Raw genomic sequence first — 19,073 nt, forward strand, 5'->3', positions numbered from 1 at the left:
GATGGCACATATACAACTGGTCAAACAAACTTCTTCTGGTTTACTTCTCCCGGCGACGCCGGAGAGTTGCGATTTTCTGCATCAAATCAAAATAGGCGAGTGGATACACGCTGACTTTAAGCGTATTCGTAACTACGCATTCCACAAGCGTTTTTTCAAACTCCTGCAACTCGGATTCGATTACTGGACTCCGGTCGGTGGGGCGATCACGCCTCGCGAACGAGAACTGGTGTCCGGTTTCGTTGATTACCTGTGCGAATCAGTAGGTCGGGAACATACGCCAGCTCTGAGCGAAGCCGCAGAGCAATATCTGAATACAGTTGCGACACGCAGAACCCAGGATACGGCATTACTCAAGTCATTTGACGCCTTCCGTGAATGGGTAACCATTCAGGCCGGATTTTACACTGAGCATTTTTATCCGGACGGTAACCGCGGGCGTCGGGCGAAATCCATCGCGTTTGCGAATATGGACGAAACCGAGTTTCAGCAGGTTTATAAATCTGTACTGAATGTGCTGTGGAACTGGATTCTGTTCCGTAAATTTTCCTCTCCGGAACAAGTCGAAAATGTGGCTGCACAGCTGCTGGAGTTTGCGTGATGGCAGATTTACGTAAAGCGGCGCGGGGCCAGATGTGTCAGGTCAGAATTCCTGGCTACTGCAATCACAATCCCGAAACTTCCGTGCTGGCGCATTACAGACTGGCGGGGACGTGTGGAACAGCGACAAAGCCACACGATATGCAGGCTGCAATTGCCTGTAGCTCATGCCACGATTTAATCGACGGGCGGGCAAAAACCAGCGATTACACCAAAGAAGAATTGCGCCTGATGCACGCAGAAGGTGTCTTTCGCACGCAAGAAATCTGGAGAAAGGAAGGTTATTTATGATTTACCCAACAAATACAGGCAAAAGCGGGGAACACCTTCGTCTCACCACGCTGGAAAGTGTCTGGATTCAGGGAAAACTGCGCATGTGGGGGCGCTGGTCGTATATTGGCGGCGGTAAGACGGGGAATATGTTTAACCAGTTGCTGGCATCCAAAAAATTGACGAAAACAGCCATCAATGAAGCTCTGCGCAGGATGAAAAAAGCGGGGATTGATAAGACGGAACTGGAGGCATTTTTGCGGGAAATGCTCGACGGTAAGCAGAAAAGCTGGTTGTCTCATTGTACTGATGCCGAGGCGTTATGTATTGATCGGGTAATTAGCGAAGTGCTGGTCGAGTATCCGGGATTAATTAGCATCCTCCGACAACGATATGAAGGGCGGGGGATGAGCAAACTGAAAATGGCAGAGAAGTTAAATGAGTATCGCGATGACTGGAGTCTGAAAACTTGCAGAAATCGTATTGACGCGTGGCTAAATGTTGCAGAACACATTCTGTATATACCAATGAAATTGGCGTTAAGCATAGAAAGCCAATAAAAAATCATTGCGTTTTTGCCAATAAACTGCTTCAATTCAGTTACGCTTCGCAAAGCTGTATCGCGAGGTTAACCAGAAACGTGAACTTAAAAACCCGCCACTGGCGGGTTTTTTTATTTCTGGATCCTGGTTAAAAAATGCGCGATTAAATAGTCGTATAAAATATATTTTGTGTACATTTATGACTGTTTTTAAATTTATATAAAAAGTTGACAAAATAGAAATCTAAAAATAAATTTACAAAACTTGACGCTGCGATGTATTGCAGTTTTATTATTTAAACGTATTATTTGCCGCAGTTCTTCAGGGGGGAGTAATTGCGATATATTCCTGTCTGAGGAAATAATGCCGATTTAGCTCAGTAGGTAGAGCAACTGACTTGTAATCAGTAGGTCACCAGTTCGATTCCGGTAGTCGGCACCATATGCGGGTATCGTATAATGGCTATTACCTCAGCCTTCCAAGCTGATGATGCGGGTTCGATTCCCGCTGCCCGCTCCAGCAAAACAAATGAGGTATAGGTTTTTCAGCACTGGCGTTTTTTTCGCGGGAAAGGTCTCGTATATCCTTTATCGCTCTCCCGAATTATAATGGAGACCAGTTATGATTTCGGTGCTGTGTTTTTTGATACTATCGGAATAGTGCATTATTGGTGGGATTTTTTTGATGTTTCCTGGCAGGGGCTGATTATGCACTATCCCGATGTTGTTAACATCACAAAATGAGGTGAGCCCCATGTGCGGGGGTGGTTTAAGTGGTTGTTTAGCGGGGAAACTACAGTATCTGATGGTATGTCAGGTATTTCGGGAGGCACCCGACACCTCACCTATATTATAATAATACTCTTCAGCACTTACTGATTTGACCACCGCCTTAACAGGCGGTTTTTTTTCGATAATTTGCAGAATTGTACGCTGAATAAGCATTACATCGTTAAATTTATAACTTATTCCGAATATGCTGTGCTTGCTTATTGTTAGTTTGCTTACATTTCTGTATCTTGCTGCACCGCAGGTTTTCCCTGTAACGACGCTTGTATGATGAATCATTTAAACTTTGTAATTTGCCAGCCAGTCTCTGGTGGCTGGCTTTTTTTTGCAAGGTGTTCCGATAGTTCTGTTCGTCAGACTGGATTCCCGCAGAACAAAAAGCCGTCACTAACTCATTGGGTAAGAGTGCATAACACATATTGTTGTTTTGTGGTGCAGGGTTCGAGTCCCCGGTGACGGTCCACTTGTAATGGTAAATATACTTTTAACAGGCTCGCTTCGGTGAGCATTTTGTATGAGTTTAATCCGGTTTATATTGGCGAAAAAGGGCGCGGCTGTCGGATTAAAGCCGCGGGACAAAGTCCATGAAGAAGAATAAGTATCTGCCTCCTTCAGGAGACATGTTTATACTACTAAGCATTTAGAATGGTTTAAATCCTCAGATTAACCTTAATTTCAGATAAGGCTTATTTCATTTTTTCGCGCACACCCGGCGCACATCAAAAACCACATAACCTTTCAGGGGTGAGCTTACGGGATGATCAGTGTGACTTGAGCTGGTCACTCCGGGCGGAGGCTCATCCACTAAAAGGAAACGTCACGATGTTTGGGATTTTCAAAAGAAAACCCGTAAGCCCATTGTTGAAATAAAGATGATGGAAAACTACGTGATAATGGGCGGCCGGTGGGTGTTTTCATGTGGCAAGAATCATTTTTCAGATTATTACAGTTGAAGTGATTTTATTCCTTGTTATTATACACCTGTCTTCTGGGAGAGTTATCTTATTCCCCGATAAGAATCCATATGAAGAGTAAAAATCGTTCAGGAAACAGGATCGCTGATTTGTAATTGGCTAGTCAGTGGCTGGAATCGCTCTGGCAGTAGATGAGACTCACTTATATTAAGTACTGACGCTTTATTCGTGGTAAGTTTTCGTAACTGTCGCTTTTTGTTTTGTAATAAAAACAAAATATCACGGTGTTGGTGTTGTTATTTTACAATAGCGGGATGGTGTATTTTCGGTAGAAATGTTGTGTTTCTTTGGAGAGTCGGAAATACATCATTCCGGTGTTGTAAATAACACCAAAGAGATGTTTCCCGGTATGAGAGTGGTTTACATTGTTGCTTTTGGAACCACAATATCTGGCATAAAGTCAGATATTCAGGGAAGTCCGCAACATCTCAATTTCGCTACAATAAAAATGATTCATCTTCAGCATTGTTCAACCGCCGCACTAGGCGGTTTTTTTTGTGTTGAATTCAAAAAAATACACGGACACTGATAATGTCCGTGTGGCAATGCCATGTAAGTCAACGATGAATATGACGCAAAAAAAACGCGACCGTCGGATTAAGGTCGCTGGACAAAGTCCGTGAAACATAACGAATTTCCGTTCCTCCCCCCGTTCGGGAAGTGCAAAAAGTATATAAATTAATTTTTCTCGTTTAAACAGGAAAGTTAATCTGAATTTCTGGTAATCCTTATTCCCGTACATTAATTCTTCGCTTTTCATATCAGACTATGTCACACAAAAGGCATTTGCGGATTCCTTCGATGGGATGTTGTTTTTTACGGGCCGCTGGTGGCCTTTTTTATTTACAGGAGAAAAAGTATGTCTGAACCCTTATCCGGTTCCGGCACGGCTGCGGCGCTCGGCGGGGCGACGGTATTCGGGCTCTTTACCGGAACGGATTTCGGGATTGTGTTTGGTGCGTTCGCCGGGGCGTTATTTGTGGCAACGATACCGCAGGCGCTTTCAGCCTGGCGTGTGGCGGCGCATTTTCTGGTGTCGTTCATTATCGGCGTGCTGGGTGCAGAGGTTCTGGCATCCTGGCTGGTAAAGCATACAGGGTTTGACGGAGCGCCTGTCGACGCATTGTGTGCAGTGCTGGTGTCAGTGGTGTCGGTGAAGATTCTGTCGTTCATCCACCAGCAGGATATTGCATCACTGGTGTCCGGTCTGTTCTCCCGCCTGCGGGGCGGAGGAGGCGGCAAATGTTAAGTAACCTTCCCGGATTGCTGAACGTGGCGTTATGCATGGTTATCGTGCTGACGCTCTTTTTTTATCGACGTAAAGATTCCACGCATAAACCGCTGATGTCATGGCTGGCTTGGCTGCTGATGCTGCTTTATGCCCTTGCGCCACTCAGCTATCTGTGTGGTCGTCTGTTAGCGGCGAACTGGCTGGTGGTGTTTTTTAATCTGCTGTTCTGCGTGCTGGTGATACGTGCACGTGGGAATGTTTCAAAAATCCTTGCATTACGAAGGTACTGAAATGAAGTCGAAAGATGAAATTTTTGACGAAGTTCTGGGAAAAGAGGGCGGTTACGTCAACCATCCGGATGATAAAGGTGGTCCGACCAAATGGGCATTACTGAAAAAGTCGCCCGGGCGCACGGATATCAGGGCGATATGCGTGACCTGACGCGCGGGCAGGCGCTGGAAATACTCGAGGCGGATTACTGGTACGGCCCACGTTTTGACCAAGTGGCAAATTTGTCCCCGGATATTGCCGCAGAGCTGTGCGACACAGGCGTCAACATGGGGCCAACCGTGGCGTCAAAAATGTTTCAACGCTGGCTGAACGTTTTCAACCTGCGCGGGAAACTGTATCCGGATATGGATGCAGACGGACGTATCGGCCCACGAACTATTAATGCGTTACGGGCATATCTGAAAAATCGTGGCAGGGATGGCGAACGGGTAATGCTGACCGCACTGAACTGTACGCAGGGTGACCGTTACCTGGAGCTGGCAGAGAAACGGGAGGCTAACGAGTCGTTTGTATATGGCTGGATTAAAGAGCGCGTATCAGGAATCAATTGTTGATATTTATACTTTAGTTGGAAATTACAAAATTAAATAAAAAATTTGCGTAATAGCTGAAATTATAATCTCAGGATAAATTATATATGTCTTATGTTTTTGATTAATTCTATTTATTGATTTGCATCAATTATCTTTTTTGCAGATGCGTTAATGTCATTGTACATAGTTCAGAGCGCACAATAAGTATCATGAATAGAATTGTTTTTTGGTTTGTCACCTTGGTTTTCATATCTTCTACGTCTTATGCTAATGATTTTTATAGAGCAGACTCCAGATCACCAGATGAAGTGAGACGTTCTGGTGGGTTAATACCCCGAGGACAAGATGAAGCGTATGAACGTGGTACGCCAATCAATATTAATTTATATGATCACGCCCGAGGAACTGTAACAGGGAATACCAGATATAATGATGGTTATGTATCTACAACAACGACATTAAGACAGGCTCATTTGATCGGGCAAAATATGCTTGGGAGCTTTAACGAGTATTATATTTATGTCATTGCACCAGCGCCTAATTTATTTGATGTGAACGGCATACTCGGTACATACAGCCCATACCCAAGTGAAAATGAGTATGCAGCATTAGGTGGTGTTCCATTATCACAAATAATTGGATGGTATAGAGTAACTTTTGGTGCGATAGAGGGGGGGATGCACAGAAACAGAAATTATCGAAGAGATTTATTTCGTGGATTATCTGTTGCACCGAATGAAGATGGGTATCATCTTGCGGGATTCCCTGATGAATTCCCAGCCTGGAGAGAGTACCCTTGGATAGAGTTTGCGCCAGATCAATGCCATCAAAATAATAAAACTAATAGTTTTTTAACCTGTGATTTTATCACTAATGAACTATCGCAAGCTGATTTATTAAAATTTAAGAAGCTCATAAAACGCAAATCCACTTTGTTGACTTTGCAAAGTATTGATGATTTTCTGGTAAAGAATGGAGATAAAGATGAACTTTAAGGCATTGATTAAAATTTTTGTTTTTATGATAAGTTTGGTATCTATCCAAACATTTGCAGGTGTTAGCCAGGAGTTTAGAACTAACTGTGGAGGAACCACAGCCAGAATTGTAGAGGGAGTCAAATTGACTCAATATTTTGCTGACGCAAATGTTAATAGGAAAGGTATATATGTTGTCAGTTCAACTGGCGGTGTTTGGATTATTCCTGGGGCGCAAAACTATCCGGACAATTATGTCGCTGATGAAATGAGGAAAATTGCAATGGCTGCTATACTTTCAGATATGAAAGTGAATTTATGCGCAAGCGAAGCATATAGTCCGAATCATATATGGGCTATAGAATTAGATGCGGAATAATTAAGCTGTTTTTTGTTTTATTGCCCCAGAGTGGGGCATTTTTATTTCTATGAGCTTATGAAGTGTTGATTGTGTGAATGTTATTATTGAAGGGGACGAATATAAGCGGATATATAGCATTGAAAATATTAATGTTGTAACCACACATCAGCATTATAACAGCTCTTTAGTGAGGGGCTGTTATAATGCCATGGTTCACCAACAGCACCCGCCGCGCACCCAGCGCACTGGCTGTTGGCGAGCTTTTTTATTCATCAAGCGAGGCTGTATGAGCGAGAAATTGAAGATCGTCTATCGCCCGTTACAAGAACTGTCTCCGTATGCACACAATGCCAGGACACACAGCCCTGAGCAGGTGGCACAACTGGTAGAAAGCATTAAGCAATTCGGCTGGACTAATCCGGTGCTGATTGATGAAAAGGGCGAAATTATTGCGGGTCACGGTCGCGTTATGGCGGCTGAAGTGCTCAAAATGGATTCCGTTCCGGTCATTGTTCTGTCTGGTCTGACGGATTACCAAAAAAAGGCGTATCGCCTGGCAGATAATCGCTTGCCACTGAACGCTGGCTGGGATGAAGAACTGTTACGGATGGAGCTGTCGGAGTTAATCAATGCTGATTTTGATGTCTCCCTGACAGGCTTCAGCCCGACAGAAATTGATGAGCTGTTGACGGATGTTTTGCCAGGTACAGGAAATGAGGATGAGCCGTATACGACGAAAATTGATACGCCTGTTTATGAGCCATCGGGCGGTAAACCGGATATCAGTGAACTGTACGACGATACGAAAACTCAGGAGCTGATCAACCGGATACGTTCGGCGCCCCTTGCTCCTGATATTGAGAAATTCCTCCTGTGTGCGGCAGAACGTCACACGGTGTTTAATTTCAGCAGAATTGCGGACTATTACGCTCACGCCCCCGCTGAAATTCAGTGTCTTTTCGAGGAGTCGGCGCTGGTGATCATTGATTATCAGCAGGCTATTGAAAATGGATTTGTCCGGATGACGCAGCGTATGGTGGAGATCATGCATGGCGGGGAGGAGGATGAATGTGCGTGATGATTTTTGCGCCTTTATTCTGACTCACGGGCGACCGGACAAAGTTCTGACTTACCGGACGTTGCGTCGTGCTGGCTATACCGGGAAAATTTTTATCATTGTCGATGATGAAGACAAGACCTGGCATCAGTACGTAGCTGAATTTGGTGAACAGGTGCTGGTGTTTTCCAAAGCCGATATCGCCAGTCGTTTTGACGAAGCCGATAATCTCGGTGACCGCCGTTCAATTTTTTACGCCCGTAATGCCTGTTTCGACCTGGCAAAAATGGTCGGGTGTAAATACTTCATTCAGCTCGATGATGATTATCACGAGTTCCAGTTTCGGGTGGATCGCAACTATGACCAGGCCTATTTTCCGATAAGGAAACTGGATGCGATCCTTTCTGAAATGCTGGCGTATTACGAATCAATACCCGCGCTTTCCATCGCTATGTCGCAGGGCGGGGATTTTCTTGGTGACAATGGCGCTCATGCTTCATGGGTGAAACGTAAGGCAATGAACAGCTTTATCTGTTCGGTTGACCGACCGTTCTCATTCATGGGACGCATTAACGAGGATGTGAATACGTACACGAATCTCGGTCGCCGTGGAGAATTGTTTATGACGATCGGTGCTGTCCAGTTAGGGCAGAAACAGACGCAGAAAAACAGTGGCGGAATGACCGAGCTGTATCTGGATTCCGGAACCTACGTTAAAAGTTTTTACTCCGTCATGTATGCACCGTCGTGCGTAAAAATCTCACTGATGGGCGCCAGCCATAAACGCATTCACCACCAGGTCACCTGGAACAACGCTGCAGTAAAAATTCTTCACGAAAAATACAGGAAGAAGACACCCTGCATATCAATGGGGGTGACAAATGATTCCGTATTCGAAAGTCGAGTCTCTGGCAGCGTGCCGGATGACTGCACAACAAATCGCTGACGTTCTGGATGTTGATCTGAATCGACTGAAAGAAAATCGGGAAGCAATGACAAATTTTTATGCGTCCATCCGTAAGGGCAGAGCGAAAGGTGAAGCCGAGTTACGGGCGGCATTGTTTAAGCTTGCCAGAAAAGGGGATGCCTTTGCTCTGCGCGAACTACTCAGGGTGGATAAAAATCAGGACTAACTGATGAGCAGACCGGACTGGGGGGCGTTGCAGCAGGAGTATATTGCTGAATACACCCGCTCCGGTATATCTCCGGTGGCATGGTGTGAAGCAAGGGGACTGAATTACGCAACAGCCCGTCGTTACATCAAAAAACCTCCGAAAAATGCGCAGGCAGAAGTGCGCAAAACTGCGCAAAAAGGTGCGCAAAAGAAAACTGCGCAAAAGCGAACCGGCAAAACGGGGAAGGAAAAATCCAGAGTGGTTGTTTCTCCCGTTGCAGGAAATGATCAGGAAATTTTATTCAATCCCGATGAATTCGGCATCTCAGAGCAGCAGACGAAATTTGCGATGCTGGTTGCACAGGGGAGAAAACTCGTTGAGGCATATCGCCTGGCAGGATACGAGTCAGAGGGGAATGCGGCCTACGTAACTGCCAGCCAGCTCCTAAGAAATCCTAAGGTTTATCGGGCTATTTCATGGTTCCGCAATCAGTACCAGAAACGCTATACCGCAGACCTGGATTTACTGGTGAGTCAGTTGATGGCCATTGTCCAGGCCGACCCCAATCAGCTTGCACAATTTCGCCGTGTTAACTGCCGTTATTGCTGGGGCGAGAATCATCTCTACCAGTGGCGCGATATAGCAGAATTCGACAAGGCAGCGGCGCAGGCTTCCAGAGATGGCAAACCCGAACCGGAATATGGAGGCCTTGGCTTTGTTGATAACGCCATACCCAATCCGGACTGCCCGAAGTGCTGCGGTGAGGGAACGGGGCAGCTTTATATGGCTGATACCACTCTGCTTGATGGGGATGCACGGCAATTATATGCAGGGGCAAAGCTAGGAAAATTCGGTGTTGAGATCCTGCTGGAGGATAAAGCTGCCGCCCGGCGTGAATTGTTGCGTTTGCTTTCTGCTGGCGGGGCTTTATGTGCAGATAAGCGGCTACAGGAACTGGAAATTGAACGGCGCAGAATGGAAAACCAGAAGCTGCGTAAAGAGATCGAAACGGTGGAAGATAATGAACATCCCCAGCCTGTGGCGATCAATATTAATGTGGTTGATGCAAGAGCAAGGAGTGATGAAGATGATCTCTCCGACGCTTAATGTGCCTCAGGCGCGATTTCTTTCAATGCCCCATAAATTTAAAGCCTATATTGCTGGTTTTGGCTCGGGTAAAACATGGGTTGGGTGTGGCGGCATATGCAAAGGGATTTGGGAGCATCCAGGTATAAATCAGGGATATTTTGCGCCAACGTATCCCCAAATTCGCGATATTTTTTACCCTACAGTGGAAGAAGTTGCTGCTGACTGGGGATTGAACGTAAAAATTAATGAGGGAAATAAAGAGGTTCATTTTTATTACGGACGTCAGTATCGGGGAACCACTATCTGCAGATCGATGGAGAAGCCGCAAACGATCGTCGGTTTCAAAATTGGTAATGCTCTGGTGGATGAACTGGACATTTTGCCGAAGGAAAAAGCCAGAACAGCGTGGCGCAAGATAATTGCGCGTATGCGTTATAAGGTTGATGGACTTCGCAACGGTATTGACGTTACAACCACGCCGGAAGGATTCAAATTTGTCTACGAGCAGTTTGTTAAAGCCGTGCGTGAAAAAACAGAGCTGGCCTCAATGTATGGTCTGGTGCAGGCATCTACTTTCGATAATGAAAAGAACCTGCCAGCAGATTACATTCCTTCGCTTCTTGAGTCATACCCTCCAGAGCTGATTAAAGCCTATCTTCGAGGACAGTTTACTAACCTGACAAGTGGTACTGTTTACCATCAGTTTGACCGGAAACTGAATAATTGCGAAGAAGTGGAGCAGCCAAGGGAGCCGATTTATATTGGGATGGATTTTAACGTTGGAAAGATGGCGGGGATCGTCCATGTACTGCGTTTGGGGCTTCCATGTGCGGTAACTGAAATCATCAATGCCTACGATACGCCGGACATGATCCGCATCATTAAAGAACGCTTCTGGCTGTATGACGGGAATGATTACCGGAAAGTGAGGGAGATTTATATTTATCCAGATGCTTCAGGAGATTCCAGAAAATCAAGTAACGCAAGTACGACGGATATAGCCCAGCTTAAGCAGGCTGGTTTTAACGTTGTGGTGAACAGCTCGAACCCGCCAGTAAAAGATCGCGTTAACTCAATGAATGCAATGTTCTGCAATGCCAATGGCGAGCGTCGCTATAAAGTTAATGTGAAGCGTTGTCCGGTATATGCCGAATCTCTGGAGCAACAGGTCTGGGATGATAAGGGGGAGCCTGATAAAAAATCAGGCAACGATCACCCGAATGATGCCGGAGGCTATTTCATCGTTAAGCAATTCCCTATTATCAAACCGAGCGGAAGAGTCACATCACTTCGGATTTAATTATGGCTGATATATCAACACCCAACCTCGACTATAACGATATGCTGGAGGCGTGGGATATTAACGACGCACTGATGGGCGGTACGCTTGAAATGCGCAGGCAGGGGGAAAATTATCTCCCAAAATGGCCTAACGAAGATGAAGACGCTTATAAAAAACGCCTGTCTGTGGCTACGCTACTTCCTGTGTATGAAGAAAGCATTAAGCAAAATATTGGACGCATATTTGCAGAGCCGACAGTATTGAGTGAGGAAACGCCGGAAAAAATCAGGGAATATGCAGAAAATATCGACATGGAGGGGAGCCGACTGGATGTGTGGGCGCAGCAATTTTTCAGCCTCGCATTTCAGTATGGTGTGGCACATGCGCTGGTGGACTATCCACGAACGGATATGAAGGAGATCCGGACAAAAGCCGATGAAAATGCGGCTGGTGGTCGCCCATACGTTACGATGCTGAATCCACGCCAGGTTATTGGATGGAAATCGAAAGTTGAAAAAGGGAAAGTTGTTCTTACTGATTTGCGTATAAAAGAGGTCATCATTGTTGATGGTGATGATTTCGGGCAGAAGAAGGTGGAGCAGATCCGCCATATTATGCCCCGTTGCGTTGAAATTTATCGACGCAGCGAAGGTACTAATGGCGAATCTGTCTGGACGCTTCACGAGTCATGGAATACCAGCCGTGATGATATTCCTCTGGTAACACTGTATACGAAGAAAACAGGGTTTATGCGTGGTACACCGCCATTGCTTAATCTTGGCTTGCTGAATATCAAGCACTGGCAAAGCCAGAGCGAGCAGGACAATATTCTTCATGTTGCCCGCGTCCCATTGCTGGTGGCCTACGGGCTGGACAGAAATGAAGAACTGACGGTTGGTGCATCCACCGCTACGATTTTTGAGGACAGAACAAAAAATGGCCTCGAATATGTTGAACATAGTGGGGCAGCGATAGAATCTGGCGAAACCTCACTGGAGAAGCTGGAAAATCAGATGCGTCATGCCGGCGCTAAACTTCTGCGGGCTGAAAATACATCCACCAAATCTGTTGATCAGACTAATGAAGAGCGGATGCAGGAAAACTCGCCGCTTTATACAATGGCGAACTCCCTCGAAGATGCCCTCGATAATATTCTCCAGATAATGGCGGAATGGATCGGAGAGAGTTGCGGCGGCAATGTGGATGTGCGCACTGAACTGGATGTATCTGCCCAGGTGTTTGACTCATCCTCCGCGCTGGCTGTTCAGTCATTGCGTCAGGGCGGTGATATACGTCAGATTGATGCGGTTCGGGTGTTGCAGGCGTTGAAATTTATTGATCAGGATTCCCGTCCAGAGGAAGTGATCGATGAATTAAAAAATCAGAGTGTGATGCTGATGGATATCAATGATGCAAACCGTGAATGAACGGCTGCGTGATGAATCAATTGCTCATGCAGTCTGGGTATCCCGCTATAGCACTGGTGTGGCTGCCAGAATGGTGAAAACACTGAATGACAGTGATGCGGAGCTTACAGCTCGCCTGCTGGTGGCTCTGGACAGCCTCGATCCAGGTAGTTTTACCGTTACGCGCCTGGAGTCACTTCTGGCGAGTGTCAGAGAGGTTAACCGCGCTGCGATTAACAGTATGTTTACCAGTCTCTCCGGAGAGCTGAACGAGCTGGCAGTTTATGAGGCTGGTTATCAGTTAAGTCTGTTTGATTCTCTGCTACCTGATTTTGTTGCTGATGTTCACCCTCTGGTTGGTATCTCACCTGATGCACTTTATGCCGCTGCAATGGCGCGACCATTCCAGGGACGACTGCTCAGTGAGTGGGCCTCAGATCTTGAGGCGGATCGGCTCAGACGCATAACAAATACGGTGCGTCAGGGTTTTTTGTTGGGGGATACCAATGAGCAGATCGCAAGAAAAATTCGGGGACATGTCAGTAAGGGATTTCAGGACGGTGCATTGCAGATGAGTCGGGCTAATGCGGCCAGCATTGCAAAAACAGCGGTTGGACATCTTGCTGCTACTGCCCGTGAGAGTTTTGCCAGCGCGAATAATGATTTGATTAAGGGTAAGCAATGGTTATCAACGCTTGATAATCGTACTACGCCACAATGTCGAATCAGGGATCGCCTCAAATATACGCTGGATAATAAACCTGTAGGTCACAGCGTGCCTTATTTGCAGGGGCCGGGGAAAATTCATTTCTGCTGTCGCTCAACGGAAACGTTCATTCTGAAATCAGCGAAGGAACTGGGTATTGATGTTCGTGATATTTCCCCGGCTGAGCGGGCCAGCATGGATGGCGTGGTGGCCGGAGATACAACCTACAGGGAATGGTTTTTGCGCCAGCCTTACACCAGACAAAAACAGATTGTGGGGGAAACCCGGGCAAAGCTGATTCGGGATGGTGGTATGTCGCCAGATGAATTTTACACCGATAAAGGCGAGTGGCTGACGCTGAAGCAACTCCGAGAGCGTGATGCACAGGCATTCAGAAAAGCAGGGATTTAAATAAATCATTTATTACAACAGGCTACCTTCGGGTGGCCTTTTTTATTGCTGCGATCCGGATGGTGAGCAGCGTAACTGTCGGAAGACTTAAACCAGGTACTAATATGAAACTGAAAACGGTCGAGATTAACGGAAAACAATACGCAGAAATTGATACTGCTGGCCTGCCAGTCTATGTGCACGACGATGGTAAAGAAATCGGCTTCGATGCACCGCTGGCGACAAAAAAAATTACAGAGCTTAATGGCGAGGCAAAAAATCATCGCCTGGCTAAAGAAGCTGCAGAGGAAAAACTGGCTAAGTTTGCCGCTATCGAAGACCCGAAGAAGGCGGTTGAGGCACTGGAAATGCTGTCAAAAATCGACCAGAAAAAGCTGATCGATGCGGGACAGGTTGACCAGGTTAAGGCAGAAATTACGAAAAATTTTCAGCAGCAATTAGATGAAGAAAAGCAACGCTCTCAGATGCTGGAGAAGCAGCTTTACGATTCTATGATTGGCGGTAGTTTTGCGGGTTCAAAATATATTGCCGATAAAATTGCGATCCCGGCAGATTTATTACAAGCCCGCTTCGGACAGGCATTCAAAGTGGAAGAAGGGAAGATCGTTGCTTATGACGCTTCCGGCAACAAAATTTATTCCCGCGCGAAGCCAGGAGAACTGGCGCAGTTTGATGAGGCGCTGGAGTTCCTCGTCGAAAATTACCCTCAGAAAGACTACATCCTGAAAGCCAGTGGTAACAATGGCGGCGGTTCCCGTCCAACACAGCATGATATTGGTCAGAAAACGATGAAACGCTCTGCTTTTGATGCACTGGATGTTGCAGGTAAGCAAAACGCACTGAAAGACGGTATCACAATCGTTGATTAATACATTTGCCAGCTTCCGGATGGGAGCTGGTGTCAGGGCTGGATAGCTCACTACTCAATCCATTCACAATTACGCAAATTTTTAAGGAATATTTAATTATGGCTGGAAATACCCTGACCGGGTTGATCCCGACTATTTACACCGCCCTGGATGTTGTATCCCGTGAGCAGGTGGGTTTTATCCCTGCGGTAGCAAAAAACGCAAAAGCTGACGCCGCAGCAAAAGATCAGACGGTAACCGCGCCAGTTGCGCCTGAGGCGAAAACCGAAGATATCGTACCGGGGCCGTCAGCTCCGAATACCGGTGATCAAAATATTGGCACTGTTGATGTAAAAATTACTAAATCCAAAATGGCGCCGGTTAAATGGAATGGTGAAGAACAACTGGCTCTTGGCCCTTCAGGGACTTACAACACCATTCTGGCTGATCAGTTCAAGCAGGCTTTTCGCGCCCTTGCAAACGAGGTTGAGGCTGATCTTGGTGCGTTGTATTTCGGTGCTTCCCGCGCCGTGGGAACCGCAGGGACAACGCCATTTGGTGTTAAAGATGATCTTTCTGATGCTGCTCTGGCTCGTCAGGTTCTGGAGGATAACGGCGCACCGACAACAGATCTGCAGATGGTGCTTGGTTCCACTGCCATTGCTAATTTGCGCGGAAAACAGTCTGTATTGTTTAAAGTGAATGAATCCGGCACTGAACAGCTACTGCGTGAGGGCGTGTTGGGGCGTCTGGAGGGATTCAATATTCACAGTTCGGCAGGTGTAAAACGAGCGCCAAAGGTTGCTGCAACTGGTTATCTAGTGAATGGCGAGAAAAAAGAAGGCGATGTTCTTATTTCCATTGATACTGGTTCGGGGAGTATTTCTGCAGGTCAGATTGTTACGTTCGCTGGCGATCCGAATCAGTATGTTGTGGCAGCAGCGACCAGCAATCTGATTACTCTTGCAGCGCCGGGACTGCGTCAGGATCTGGCCGATGATACTGCAATCACAGTTGTTGGCTCCTTTACTGCAAATATGGCGTTTGATCGCAACGCGTTTCTGCTGGCATCCCGTACTCCGGCAATGCCGGAAGGTGGCGATAATGCTGATGATGTAATGAATGTTACGGACCCAATTTCAGGGATTACGTTCCAGATTGCACTGTATCGTCAGTATCGCCAGGTGCGCTATGAAGTTGGACTGGCATGGGGTGTTTCGTCAGTGAAACCGGCACATGGTTGTCTGATTCTTGGTTAAACATCCAAACGGGGCTTCGGCCCCATTTTTAATGGAGGGTATATGGCCGGATTAACTAAAGAGCAAAGAGCACAGCGTGAAGCCGCGCAAAAAAATGCAGTGGTGGAGCAGAATGTGGAGCAAATTCAGGAGCCACAAAAAACGCAAATTGAGTTAGTGGTTATGGTGACCGATTATCAGATGTTTCCCGGCGCACCAACTATCGCTAATGTTCATCCTGATGAAGTTGACAACTGGAAGGCTCTGGGCTGGAAAACTCAGGAGTAACACATGATCACTTACGTGACCTGTGATGACGTTGATAATGCGTTTGGGAACGCCTGGACGAGTGAGAACGCTAAAAATAAAGCTGTTTTAATGGCTAATGCCTGGCTTAATGGCTTCAGCCTGAAAATTAACCCATCCCGTATTCCGGAAGAGGTAAAACTTGCGGGAGCATATGCAGCCAGAATTGCCTCTGTCGGTAAGTTGTTTCAGCAGAAAAATGATTCTGGCGTTGTTATCAGCAAAGCCGTGTCGGTTGACGGGGTCAGTGTATCGAAATCATTTGCTGAATTGCCAGCAAACAGCACTGCATTGCTTGAACCCGATTTACAGCTTGCGATAGCACTGCTGAAACCGTACGGACTTAGTCGCTCACAAGTCAGGGTTGTGAGGGGGGGATGATGGTGCTTCGTGAAGAGATTCAGTCAGAGGTTGCCGCTGCTTTTGATGAGGATTTAGCAGACGCCGTGAGTGATTTTTCTGGTTCTTACGTTACGCACCGGAACTGGGATCCTGTGACGGAAACAGGCGGCGAATCCACAGCAACCTATACCGGGCGAGGCGTGTTGACGCGTTATAAGCTGGGCAGAATTGATGGGATTAATATTTTGCATGGTGACCTTAAATTGACTGCTCTGGTATGCGAGGTTACTGATAAACCCGCTGTCGGCCATATTATTGAGATTTATGATTCTGTATCAAGGCAGTTGCAACGATACGAGGTAATTACAGCGAGTGTAGATCCTTCCGCATCAGTTTACTCAATTCAGTTAAGGAGAGCGTAAATGGCAAAGGTATGGGATATCGAACCGTCAATATTTGCCGGGATGATTGAGGAAGATGTGGGGCTGAAAATTCGCTACATCGCTATTCAGATTCTTACTGCTATTGATATTGCTGCTCCGGTTGATACCGGGCGTTTCAGAAATAACAACATGGTGTCGTTGCAGCATCCCGATTTTGGTACATCTGATAACGTGGATCCGAACGGTACGATTGCGGTTCAGCGTGGGATCGGGGTTATTTCGAAAGCTGCAAATTACGGAATTATTTATATCCAGAATAACCTTCCTTATGCAGAGGCTCTTGAAAACGGTCATTCACAACAAGCGCCAACTGGCGTGTATGCCAACGCTTTTAATGGTGTTTTACAGGCTTACAAATGACGTTTACTGAAATCAGAAATACGGTCATTTCCAGAATGACGGCACAGATGGTTATTGATGGAAAAGACGTATTGTATCCGAACGGGCCAACGTTCGATCCTTCCGGTAAGTTAATCTGGGCGCGGTTAAGTAATATTCCCGGGCAGGCTGGAGTTAATGAAATTGGCGCGGGGCCGGTTGTTTATCGCACGGGGATAATCATTATTCAGTTATTTGTCCCCGCAGGTTCTGGTTCAAAACTCATTACTGAGACAGCCGATAAATTGCGGGAACTGTTTGAGTTTCAGGATGACGACCGTCTCAGTTACCAGGCTGTTTCCTCAATAACCGTTGGCGAAAAGAATGGCTGGTTCCAGCTTAATCTTCAAATTCCATATCGCGCGCTCTAGCGCAATTAATGACATAGGAGGCTCCTGTGAGTTCAGGTGCAAAGGTTATCTCGGCATTTATCCGGGAGACAGTTGCAGGCACCACACCAGCAAGTGGTGACTGGAGTTTATTAAAACGCACAAGCTGGGGAGTAAAACCCACCCAGAATAAAGGCGAAAATAATGAGATTGGTGGCTCCCGGATGGCTCAGGGAGCGACGCCTGGCACTGTGGATGTTGGCGGTGATGTTGGTACCAAATTTCGCTGGGGTCAACATGATGATTTTCTTGCATCCTGTTTCGGCGCGGAATGGTCAGGTGATTCTCTGACAATGGGGAATGAGCGAATAACATTTTCTCTGGCGACCTATGCGTCCGATGTCGGAATTGCCTCTGTTGTCAGAGGAGCGCAGGTTGGCTCATGGAAAATGCAGATCCCTAACGACGGCGATATTACGGCGACCGTAACCTTTGCCGGGCTGGACTGGGAATCAAAGGCCGATGATACGAATTTTATCAAAGGCGAACCTGTGGATAGTGCAGGAAAGCTACGTTATTCGTTTAAGGAGGTTTCAGCAGTAAGCCTGAATGGTGTTGCCGGAGGTAACGGTTTTTGTATCGACAGTTTTGATATTCAGTTCGATAACAAACTCCAGACACAGCGTTGTATCGGGACTGGCTCGCCTTATGCAGGAGCAAATATTCCGACTACTTTTACACCGTCCGGTACGGTGACGCTTTCATGGTCTAAAGCCGCGTGGGAAATCTGGAGTAAAACACTGACTGGAGAAACAGTTCCGTTCAGCTTCACACTTTCGAATGGAGAGGGGACATACACTTTCAGTTTCCCGAAGGTTCAGGTGTCAGGTGAATGGCCCGATGGGGGTAATACCGACATTATCCAGGTTCAATTGAGCATTACCGCAGCAGATGAAGCACCTACGATAACCAGAAAAAAAGCCTCCCCGGCTGCCGTGATCGCAAAAGCCAGTGCTGAGGCGATTAGTTGATTTTCCGTTATTCCCCCTGTGGTACTGCACTACAGGGGGCGCATTGAATGAGGTTATGGATGTTTATTCTTAATCAGAAAATTATCATCGGTGGTGAACGCTGGTTTACCCCAATGAAGGACTTAAAACCTGTAGACGGGTTAAAACTGTTGGTGGCAAGCAGCGATAACGATCAGTATCGCTCCCGTAATGCATTAATCCGTCGCCACATTGAGAAAATGGATGCCAGTTTGCACGTCGGAACGAAGGAGTTTGATATTGCCAAGGTTTCCGAGGTGGATTCTGTTGATGATTTACTCATTGATAATGCTGCTCGTTATCTGCTGAAAGACTGGAAAGGGGTTGGTGAACTGGTTGATGGTGTTGAGGTTGCACTGGAATATACGCCAGAACGAGGGATCGCGCTGCTTAAGCAGAATCCGGAGTTGTACTGGCAGATCCTTGCAGAAGCAGCCAGCATCGCCCAGGGTAAAGAGCAGCAGAAGCAGGATACGATAAAAAAGCCATAGCCGCCCAGCGGTGGTTATC

Annotated in this window: 22 protein-coding genes, 2 tRNA genes and 2 pseudogenes; all 26 read left to right on the top strand. The window is 46.6% G+C overall.

What is annotated here, in order from left to right:
• Position 1 precedes the first annotated feature (1 nt).
• Entirely contained in the window at positions 2 to 601 is a 600-nt protein-coding gene (locus tag A7Z29_RS10800) for a DUF1367 family protein (protein WP_105290201.1), read from the top strand.
• On the top strand, positions 601 to 891 hold the full coding sequence (locus tag A7Z29_RS10805) for a DUF1364 domain-containing protein (protein ID WP_105290202.1): 291 nt from the start codon (positions 601 to 603) through the stop codon (positions 889 to 891). The genes A7Z29_RS10800 and A7Z29_RS10805 overlap by 1 nt, the downstream gene beginning before the upstream one ends.
• The gene (locus tag A7Z29_RS10810) at positions 888 to 1,430 is read left to right on the top strand and encodes a DUF1133 family protein (RefSeq protein WP_105290203.1); all 543 of its coding nucleotides are present in this window, start codon (positions 888 to 890) and stop codon (positions 1,428 to 1,430) included. Before A7Z29_RS10805 ends, A7Z29_RS10810 begins: the two co-directional genes overlap by 4 nt.
• A gap of 347 nt (positions 1,431 to 1,777) precedes the next feature.
• Positions 1,778 to 1,853, top strand: a tRNA-Thr gene (locus A7Z29_RS10815).
• A gap of 3 nt (positions 1,854 to 1,856) precedes the next feature.
• A tRNA-Gly gene (locus tag A7Z29_RS10820) sits at positions 1,857 to 1,931 on the top strand.
• A 2,102-nt stretch (positions 1,932 to 4,033) separates the two neighbouring features.
• Entirely contained in the window at positions 4,034 to 4,423 is a 390-nt protein-coding gene (locus A7Z29_RS10825) for a putative holin (protein ID WP_001602399.1), read from the top strand.
• Positions 4,417 to 4,695, top strand: coding sequence for a phage holin family protein (locus A7Z29_RS10830; protein WP_000950563.1), 279 nt, complete (start codon positions 4,417 to 4,419; stop codon positions 4,693 to 4,695). Before A7Z29_RS10825 ends, A7Z29_RS10830 begins: the two co-directional genes overlap by 7 nt.
• A 1-nt stretch (position 4,696) precedes the next feature.
• Positions 4,697 to 5,250: pseudogene (locus A7Z29_RS10835) on the top strand (glycoside hydrolase family 108 protein).
• A 188-nt stretch (positions 5,251 to 5,438) separates the two neighbouring features.
• Entirely contained in the window at positions 5,439 to 6,224 is a 786-nt protein-coding gene (locus tag A7Z29_RS10840) for an enterotoxin A family protein (protein ID WP_001602400.1), read from the top strand.
• A complete protein-coding gene (locus A7Z29_RS10845; RefSeq protein WP_001009468.1) occupies positions 6,214 to 6,582 on the top strand; it encodes a hypothetical protein in 369 nt (122 codons plus the stop codon). The genes A7Z29_RS10840 and A7Z29_RS10845 overlap by 11 nt, the downstream gene beginning before the upstream one ends.
• Before the next feature lie 268 nt (positions 6,583 to 6,850).
• Positions 6,851 to 7,108, top strand: a pseudogene (locus A7Z29_RS24050) (ParB/Srx family N-terminal domain-containing protein); the annotation flags it as partial.
• A gap of 526 nt (positions 7,109 to 7,634) precedes the next feature.
• Positions 7,635 to 8,567: a GREB1-related protein gene (locus A7Z29_RS10855; RefSeq protein ID WP_105290252.1), complete on the top strand. Its 933-nt coding sequence runs from the start codon at positions 7,635 to 7,637 to the stop codon at positions 8,565 to 8,567.
• Entirely contained in the window at positions 8,545 to 8,754 is a 210-nt protein-coding gene (locus A7Z29_RS10860; RefSeq protein ID WP_000126790.1) for a hypothetical protein, read from the top strand. The genes A7Z29_RS10855 and A7Z29_RS10860 overlap by 23 nt, the downstream gene beginning before the upstream one ends.
• 3 nt (positions 8,755 to 8,757) lie before the next feature.
• Complete coding sequence (locus A7Z29_RS10865; protein WP_105290205.1) at positions 8,758 to 9,843, top strand: terminase small subunit; 1,086 nt, start codon at positions 8,758 to 8,760, stop codon at positions 9,841 to 9,843.
• A complete protein-coding gene (locus tag A7Z29_RS10870) occupies positions 9,824 to 11,125 on the top strand; it encodes a terminase large subunit domain-containing protein (RefSeq protein ID WP_105290206.1) in 1,302 nt (433 codons plus the stop codon). Before A7Z29_RS10865 ends, A7Z29_RS10870 begins: the two co-directional genes overlap by 20 nt.
• Positions 11,126 to 11,127: 2 nt before the next feature.
• Positions 11,128 to 12,534 (top strand): DUF4055 domain-containing protein, encoded by a 1,407-nt coding sequence (locus tag A7Z29_RS10875; RefSeq protein WP_105290207.1) that lies wholly within the window; start codon positions 11,128 to 11,130, stop codon positions 12,532 to 12,534.
• Positions 12,518 to 13,630 carry a phage minor head protein gene (locus A7Z29_RS10880; RefSeq protein WP_105290208.1) on the top strand — a complete coding sequence of 371 codons (1,113 nt, stop codon included), beginning with the start codon at positions 12,518 to 12,520 and terminating at the stop codon, positions 13,628 to 13,630. The genes A7Z29_RS10875 and A7Z29_RS10880 overlap by 17 nt, the downstream gene beginning before the upstream one ends.
• 104 nt (positions 13,631 to 13,734) lie before the next feature.
• On the top strand, positions 13,735 to 14,499 hold the full coding sequence (locus A7Z29_RS10885) for a DUF6651 domain-containing protein (RefSeq protein ID WP_105290209.1): 765 nt from the start codon (positions 13,735 to 13,737) through the stop codon (positions 14,497 to 14,499).
• Positions 14,500 to 14,597: 98 nt separating this feature from the next.
• Entirely contained in the window at positions 14,598 to 15,737 is a 1,140-nt protein-coding gene (locus A7Z29_RS10890; protein WP_001526967.1) for a P22 phage major capsid protein family protein, read from the top strand.
• A gap of 42 nt (positions 15,738 to 15,779) precedes the next feature.
• Positions 15,780 to 16,004, top strand: coding sequence for a hypothetical protein (locus tag A7Z29_RS10895; RefSeq protein ID WP_000908083.1), 225 nt, complete (start codon positions 15,780 to 15,782; stop codon positions 16,002 to 16,004).
• A 3-nt stretch (positions 16,005 to 16,007) separates the two neighbouring features.
• Positions 16,008 to 16,403 (top strand): protein singed, encoded by a 396-nt coding sequence (locus A7Z29_RS10900; RefSeq protein WP_105290210.1) that lies wholly within the window; start codon positions 16,008 to 16,010, stop codon positions 16,401 to 16,403.
• A complete protein-coding gene (locus A7Z29_RS10905) occupies positions 16,403 to 16,786 on the top strand; it encodes a glutamate 5-kinase (protein WP_105290211.1) in 384 nt (127 codons plus the stop codon). Before A7Z29_RS10900 ends, A7Z29_RS10905 begins: the two co-directional genes overlap by 1 nt.
• Positions 16,787 to 17,167, top strand: coding sequence for a hypothetical protein (locus A7Z29_RS10910; protein WP_105290212.1), 381 nt, complete (start codon positions 16,787 to 16,789; stop codon positions 17,165 to 17,167).
• Entirely contained in the window at positions 17,164 to 17,556 is a 393-nt protein-coding gene (locus tag A7Z29_RS10915) for a phage tail terminator-like protein (protein WP_105290213.1), read from the top strand. Before A7Z29_RS10910 ends, A7Z29_RS10915 begins: the two co-directional genes overlap by 4 nt.
• A gap of 26 nt (positions 17,557 to 17,582) precedes the next feature.
• Positions 17,583 to 18,545 (top strand): phage tail tube protein, encoded by a 963-nt coding sequence (locus A7Z29_RS10920; protein WP_105290214.1) that lies wholly within the window; start codon positions 17,583 to 17,585, stop codon positions 18,543 to 18,545.
• 149 nt (positions 18,546 to 18,694) lie between these two features.
• A complete protein-coding gene (gene ydaY, locus A7Z29_RS10925) occupies positions 18,695 to 19,054 on the top strand; it encodes a protein YdaY (RefSeq protein ID WP_122984268.1) in 360 nt (119 codons plus the stop codon).
• Positions 19,055 to 19,073 lie beyond the last annotated feature (19 nt).

The organism is Escherichia sp. MOD1-EC6842 (assembly GCF_002965705.1).
GTDB lineage: Bacteria > Pseudomonadota > Gammaproteobacteria > Enterobacterales > Enterobacteriaceae > Escherichia > Escherichia ruysiae.